Source organism: Moraxella sp. TY6, assembly GCF_048551375.1.
Taxonomy (GTDB): Bacteria; Pseudomonadota; Gammaproteobacteria; order Pseudomonadales; family Moraxellaceae; genus Faucicola.
In genome coordinates, this window is sequence record NZ_JBLYZJ010000011.1 from 66,339 (window position 1) to 73,238 (window position 6,900).

4 protein-coding genes are annotated in these 6,900 nt (G+C 41.9%); 2 read left to right on the plus strand and 2 right to left on the minus strand.

The window, feature by feature from the left end; genetic code table 11:
- Positions 1-21: 21 nt before the first annotated feature.
- A complete protein-coding gene (locus ACK1U4_RS09220; protein ID WP_419401856.1) occupies positions 22-1,689 on the plus strand; it encodes a M48 family metalloprotease in 1,668 nt (555 codons plus the stop codon).
- Positions 1,690-1,748: 59 nt separating this feature from the next.
- Here the strand turns inward: ACK1U4_RS09220 and yihA are convergent, their stop codons facing one another.
- Positions 1,749-2,459, minus strand: a complete 711-nt coding sequence (gene yihA, locus ACK1U4_RS09225; RefSeq protein ID WP_419401857.1) for a ribosome biogenesis GTP-binding protein YihA/YsxC — start codon at positions 2,457-2,459, stop codon at positions 1,749-1,751.
- 348 nt (positions 2,460-2,807) lie between these two features.
- Here yihA and ACK1U4_RS09230 point away from each other — a divergent pair, with 348 nt between their 5' ends.
- Entirely contained in the window at positions 2,808-3,476 is a 669-nt protein-coding gene (locus ACK1U4_RS09230) for a c-type cytochrome (protein ID WP_419401858.1), read from the plus strand.
- 349 nt (positions 3,477-3,825) lie between these two features.
- On the opposite strand, the gene ACK1U4_RS09235 is transcribed toward ACK1U4_RS09230, so the two are convergent.
- Positions 3,826-6,624: a hypothetical protein gene (locus tag ACK1U4_RS09235; protein WP_419401859.1), complete on the minus strand. Its 2,799-nt coding sequence runs from the start codon at positions 6,622-6,624 to the stop codon at positions 3,826-3,828.
- Between the last annotated feature and the right edge of the window lie 276 nt (positions 6,625-6,900).

A 6,900-nucleotide genomic window follows, 5' to 3' on the forward strand; every position in this document is an offset into this window, starting at 1 on the left:
GCAAGGTAACTATGCTAAATTATGCCGATGACTGCTGAATTTTTGGATTACTCAATGCCTAACACCGCTTATCTCTCGGCTCAATCTATTCATGCCAATCTCACTAAACCATTTGTTGCTATTAATACTAAATCGCTCAAAACCAAAATGGCTGTCTTTATGATAAGCAGTTGCGTTATGCCATTTGCCATTGCAAATACAAACAATTTTTTAGTGTATCCTAAAACAGCCTCTGCCACTTCACCAGCCCAATCATGGCAAGGGCAATGGGCTACAAGCCAACAAAGTGATGGCTTAATTGATAATCAGCAAAGTCTAATGATTGGGGAGTGGGCGTTACGTCAAATTAACCAACAAGCCCCCTTAATTGATGACCCTTGGGTGCAGGACAGCTTGCAAACCATCATTTGGCAAATCAATGCCGTGGCACGCCCAGAAGCCCCTTCGGCATTGGTGATTATCAATGACCGCCAAATTAATGCCTTTGCCGTGCCGTCTGGATTGATTGGTCTGAATGTCGGACTGGTGGACAAAGCACGCACTATGGATGAGCTAGCCAGCGTCATCAGCCACGAAATCGCCCATGTCAGCCAACGCCACTACCAACATCGCAATGACGAAAAAACCAAACAGCTACTGATGCAAGCAGGTGGCATGTTGGCAGGTATCGTGGCGGCCAAAGCCAGTAATAGCAATACAGGGACAGCAGTGATGATGGGGTCGCAAGCCATTTCTGCCAACAGCGTTGCCAGTTTTAGCCGAGAGCAAGAACGAGAAGCCGACCGCATTGGTATGCAAATCATGGCTCAAGCAGGCTACGATGTCACCGCCATGCCCAGTTTTTTTGCCACCCTTGACCAACAAAACCCTGTCAAAGCCAATGCCTTTATCCCAAGTTTTGTGATGAGCCATCCCTTGACCGCCGAGCGTCTTAGTGAAGCACGAAGCCGAGCCATGACCTATCAGCAATCCAATAAAACCAGTGTGCTAAACAGCTCAACTCAGCGTCATCGCCAACAAATATTTGACCAATTACAATGGCGAATCCGCTACCTTGCCCATCTCACCAATAAAAATGACCTTAAACAATCTGCCAAAACCAGTGATGGAGCAAAACTTGCCCTTGCCATGCAACTCATGGATGAGCGAGCTTATCTAGAAGCTCAAAATGTGTTACAACCGCTCAAACCACAAATCGCTGATTTTTCCAACCCTTTAGCCGTCATCGTGGACGCAACACTAAATCAAAAACTGGGTAAAACTGAGCTTGCCATTAGCCAACTTACCACACTGATGAATTTATTGCCAGAACGCCGAGATGTCAAATTATACCTTAGCAAAATCTACCTTGAACAAGCCAATGTCGACAATGCCAGCAAGGTGCTACAACTGCTACAGCCACTTAGCAAAACGTATCCCAAAGACCTCTTGATTTGGCAATATTTACAGCAAGCCAGTCAAGTTTTGAGCAAAAACACCACAGGTTCAAGCAAAACCTTACATGAAATCAATGTTTTGCGGTATCGTGCTAACCGTGAATTTTGGCAAAATCAACTCAATGAAGCCATTACCTCATTGACCCAAGCTCAAAGTCTTGCCAAAACCTTACCACAAAACACCGCCTTATTAGCGACCATTAACCAACAAATGAGCCAAGTGCAACAAGCCAATCAATTCACACCTGATTAAGGCGTAATCAATACGCCTCCACGACTCAACACGTTGGTGGTTGTTTAATTTAATTTAATTTAATTTGTTTCAACTGCTGGTTCATTATTTAAATTGGGGTCATATTGCAACCAATTGCCCAAAACCGACCCCAACTCATCCAGTCCTTGTTTATTTAATGCTGAAAATAACTGCACACTGACAGGCAGTTTAAGCTTATTTAATTGGTTTTTGACTTGTTGCAAGGTGTTTTTTGACGCACCATATTTAAGTTTATCGGCTTTTGTCAAAAGAACATGCACAGGCAACTCACCATCTTTTGCCCAATACAGCATTTGCTCATCAAAAAACTTCAATGGATGGCGAATATCAGTCAACAACACCAACCCAGCCAAACTTTTACGAGAAACCAAATATTTCTCTAACTCTTTTTGCCACTCGATTTTCATCGACTCTGGCACAGCGGCATAGCCATAACCGGGTAAATCCACCAAACGTTGGTCAAGGCTACCCATATGAAAAAAGTTAATCATCTGCGTGCGACCGGGTGTCTTAGATGAACGTGCCAATTGACGCTGATTGGTCAAAGCATTGATACATGAGGACTTGCCTGCATTAGAACGCCCTGCAAAAGCCACCTCAAGCCCTGTATCAGCTGGGCATAGCTTAAAGGTCGGTGCAGACAATAAAAACTGGGTTTGTTGTAACCAACGGCGATGGATTTCTGCAGATATCGGCGTTGCTGAAGAAGGGGTATTTGATAAAACAGATGGGGCTGAAGAGGGCATCATAACAAGATAAATATCCAAGTGATAAATGTCATTATTTTAACAGCTATGCCCAAAAATAACCGTAAAAATTTCGTTGGGATAGCAAAAAGTCAAATGGAATAACAAAGCCTATGTTTAAGCCGTTCAAGCATAGCGATTTTCCTGCTTACCTACGAAAAATCTTTCATTTTTGTAACTATTTGTGGCATAATTACGCATAATATCAATTATTGGATTGGGGGTTTGGTGATTCGCCAAATCTATTTGACAAAGTCACGATGGTTTTAACTCGATAAACACAATTTTACCTTGAAGCGTATAAAATTGGACTTATCTAGCAACCACCCGTTTTAGTAGGAATCGTTATCAATGAAAAAATTAATCACTGCCGCAAGCCTGTTACTTGCTAGCGTAAGCGGTTCTGCAGCTATTGCTGTACCCAAACATGACGTGGCCGCTGGTAAAGCCATTGCAGAAACTATTTGTGGTGCGTGTCATGGTGTTAATGGCGTGAGCGTTGTCCCTGCCCAGCCGAATCTAGGCGGTCAAAATGTCAAATATCTCTATAAACAATTGACTGCATTCAAATCAGGCGACCGTCAAAACGCCATCATGTCTGCTCAAGTCGCCAAATTAAGTGACCAAGATTTAGCCAATGTCGCAGGTTATTACGCCAGCCAACCTCGTTGGAGTGTCGGTTATGCTAACCCTGCCTATGCTCAAACTGCTCAAAAATTGTATTTTGGTGGTGATAGCAAACGTGGCGTGATTCCTTGTTCTGGTTGTCATGGTGGCAAAGGTAATGGTAATGATTTTGCTGCTTTCCCTCGTTTGGGCGGACAGCATTCAGCCTATATCGCTACTCAGCTTAAATTATTCCGTGCCGCAGGTCGTGAAGATGAAGTGACTGACCCAAATCAATTGCGTACCAATGACAGTGCCAAAAAAGGCGAAAAAGGTATGATGCAAATCGTAGCTGCCAAACTATCTGATAATGATATCAAAGTATTATCAGACTTTATCAGTGCGATTCACTAATTTGCTATCAATGCTAAATTAAAAAAGGGGCGTATCATACGCCTCTTTTTTATGTAAGTTCTACATAACCTGAACTCGGGATAAGAAGTATTAACATTTTACATATAATCCCCCCTTGCGGAATATATTCCTCACCTTTTAAAAAGGGGGACTTCACCTCCGTTTTAGTCTAACTTATGGAGGTATAGCCCCCTCTTTCGTAAAGAGGGGGTTGGGGGAGATTTAAATAATATCAATATCAATGGCTTATAATTTAGTTTAACTCGAACTTAGGTTACATAGATTATCTCATTGATAAATAACGTTAAATGATAAATTTTAAACTTTGGATAAAACAATTGAGTTTTTGCTAATGACAAGTATTATTCATCGTCACATCATAAGGCACGTTATCACTCGTTACAATGTGAAATTTCACCGTAGCCTCCGTGGTTTGTAAAGGTTCAAAAATCCTATCTATACAGTAAATTTTTTCAACTGCTTGGATACTCATAATACCCCTGCCTTTATCATCAAAGGTCAGTACAGCAGTGCCACTTTGATTTTCAATGCCAATCAAGGTGAGGGTATTAGCCACCCGAATATCATAGGGCAATTGACTATGAATATTTGTAATCGCTTGATTTAGTTCACGTTTAGCAGGAAGATTTTGTGTTTCTGTGGTTGAGGGGGTGGTAGTATTAGTGTTTTGTTGGGCATTTTCAGAGGAAGATTGAACCCTAGCACTCGATGCTGTATCGGACGCATGATTAAAAAAACAGCTTTTTATCACCAATCCAATCACTAATACCAATCCCAATTTGACAAATATTCCCCAGTTTCTAGGTTGCTCGGTAGATAACGGCACGGCATTTCGTCTAGCATTTTGTTTGGCAGGTTGTCTGTTAACATAATCCATTATCCAAAACTGAACGTTTTCATAGCGTTCTTGGGCTTTGGCTGGTAATACATTATTTTCTATCAATTGTTGCAAGCGTTTTTGAGCCGTGGGATGACCTTGGCTAGACGCTTTGATTAGGCTTTGGCGTACCAACTCCAACTGCGAATTGCGGTTATGCAAATATGCTTTGCGTTGGCTGTCAAACGTTGAAATAGAAATTTGTGAATTGCCTGTCATCATCTGATTCATATAGTGCATGGATAAAGGCGAACTCTCTCTGAGGCTTTGTTGCTCAAATAGTAAAGGGGCTAATTCTGGAATCGCCAATACCAATTCAGCAATCCAGTAAGTCGCTCGATAATCCTCAAGTCCACTCGCATAATTGATTTTACTGGCAAATAACCGCACCAACTGTGGGGCATGTTTGCCTGTGGCGTATAGGTATGCCAAATATAAAAGAGCCGTGGTATTATTTTTGGTGATATTGGCAATGCCTGCTTTTTCATTTTCGAGCAATTCATTAAAGTCAGCTTCACTGGCTTTGGTCAAAAAACTCAATAACTTTGCTGACTGGTCTGCTGTCAAGCTTGGCTGTTCAAGGGCTAACGCAACTTTGGGTAATGGCTTGGTATAGGGCAGATTGGAGTCATTTATTGACAGTGTTAACTGTTGTAAAAACGCTTGCCAATTAAATAGACGAAGTTTGGCTAATAACTGCACATTGGGCGGAAACTCATTGATATTTAGCACTTCTTTGGCGTTGATACTGGCGATACACGCATCAATGGTGGCTTGTGATGGTAAATCATCAATATCTTGCCAACGTTGATGCTTGTATTTCATGTGACGATACGCCATTTGCAAAAACTGCACGTCATTGATATCAAATTTGGCATTTTGCAAAAAGTCTTTATCATCAAATAGGCTGTTATCCGCAAGCTTTAACGAATCAGCATTTGGGTAAAGTAAATCCTCAAAATATTGATAAATATCCGCATGATGGCGAATAAAGGCTGGGTAAGCATTGGCATTATCGTGCCTTGCATGGGCTTGTATATGGCGGATGGCGATGGCTTCAGGGGATTTATCATTCTCAGCCACTTGTGAAGTGTTACTTTTATTTTGTTGAGCTTGCGTCAAAATCCAACGCTGATAGTATTCGGTATGTTGCCAAAACTTGGCAGGTAAAATCATCACCTCATCGGTGTCATCAGCGATGATGATGGGAAACGTGCCAAAGGTCAAAACGCCATTCGGCAGATGCGGTAGCCACACAAACAAAGAACAGGCATACAATGGCATATGGCTGATTTGGTGAGGGATTTTACCGACAAAGCGAGTGTATTCATTGGTGATATGCTTGGCATACGAGGCAAGCTCTGGGTCGGTCGGCGTGGTATTTTTTAGCTCAAATAACTGGTGGGCATACTCCCTTAATTGTTCTGGCGGTGTGCGACCACTTTTATCATAAATCAGTTCTGCTGGGCAACTGATGGTATTGCCAAATTCAAATAACTTATTATTGGCTTGCACCAAAGATGCCCAAACCACACGACCATGATTGTATAGATGAGCTAATTGTTTGATTTGTTTAGCCAATTCATCAACGTGTACCCAGTCTGGTGGAAGCATTTGTAGATACAATAAATATTCTTTTGGCAGTTTGGCTATTTCACTTGCCACATCAATAGTTAGCTGTTGAGGCGGTGCAGGGGGAATTACGTCATCAAGCCCGTACTGCTGATAATTGCCTGTGATGGTCGAAAAATAAACTGACTTTTCAGGCTCTTCAAACTGGGGGAATAACTGTTCTAGCATGGCGACCCAAGGAAAATGCTGATAGGCATCCGCCTCTCGTTCAAAATGGGCGGTGAACTGATAAGCAACTGGGTCAAGTAGCATGGGTTGTAGTTCGGGATGCTTTTCCATCAATTCAGGGTAGTGAAGCCATGTGGGTGCTACCCCCATTAACCGTCCACGCATTTCGCCACAATAAAAACCAACGGTGCAAAGAAAATTGGCGTTAGCAGGGTTATTCAGAAACGCCTCGTAATTAGGTTTTACCTTTGTGCGAATTTGGTCAAGTAGCTGGTCAATACGTTTTAGGCTACCCAAGCTATAATCAAGACGACAGGCTCGTAGCTGTTTTTCATAGCTAAATCCATTATCCCAATGACCTTGTTTGGCGAAATTGTCCAAATAATATAGGGCTTGTACTGTGGTTTGGGTGGGTTGATACTGGGCTAAAAAGTCGATGGGTGCGGACATGGTGAATGCTCTTGATAATAACGTAATCAGTTAATAAGGCTGTTGATAAAGTAATCAACATATTAACGGATTAAATTAGATATTAAAAGCCATAGGCAAGCCAAAATAGATTGTTTGCGACATTAAAAGACGTGTTGTTTTAGTACTGAGATAGCTTTAAGCATAAAAAAAGAGCCACCAAACGATGACTCTTTTTTAACACTAACTTAGAATACAAATTAGTTAGTAACGTTGGCAACAACACCAGCACCAACAGTACGTCCGCCTTCACGAATC

Coding starts and splice junctions, on each gene's coding strand:
- ACK1U4_RS09220 (WP_419401856.1), top strand. CDS start 22: ATGCCGATGACTGCTGAATTTTTGGATTACTCAATGCCTAACACCGCT.
- yihA (WP_419401857.1), bottom strand. CDS start 2,459: ATGATGCCCTCTTCAGCCCCATCTGTTTTATCAAATACCCCTTCTTCA.
- ACK1U4_RS09230 (WP_419401858.1), top strand. CDS start 2,808: ATGAAAAAATTAATCACTGCCGCAAGCCTGTTACTTGCTAGCGTAAGC.
- ACK1U4_RS09235 (WP_419401859.1), bottom strand. CDS start 6,624: ATGTCCGCACCCATCGACTTTTTAGCCCAGTATCAACCCACCCAAACC.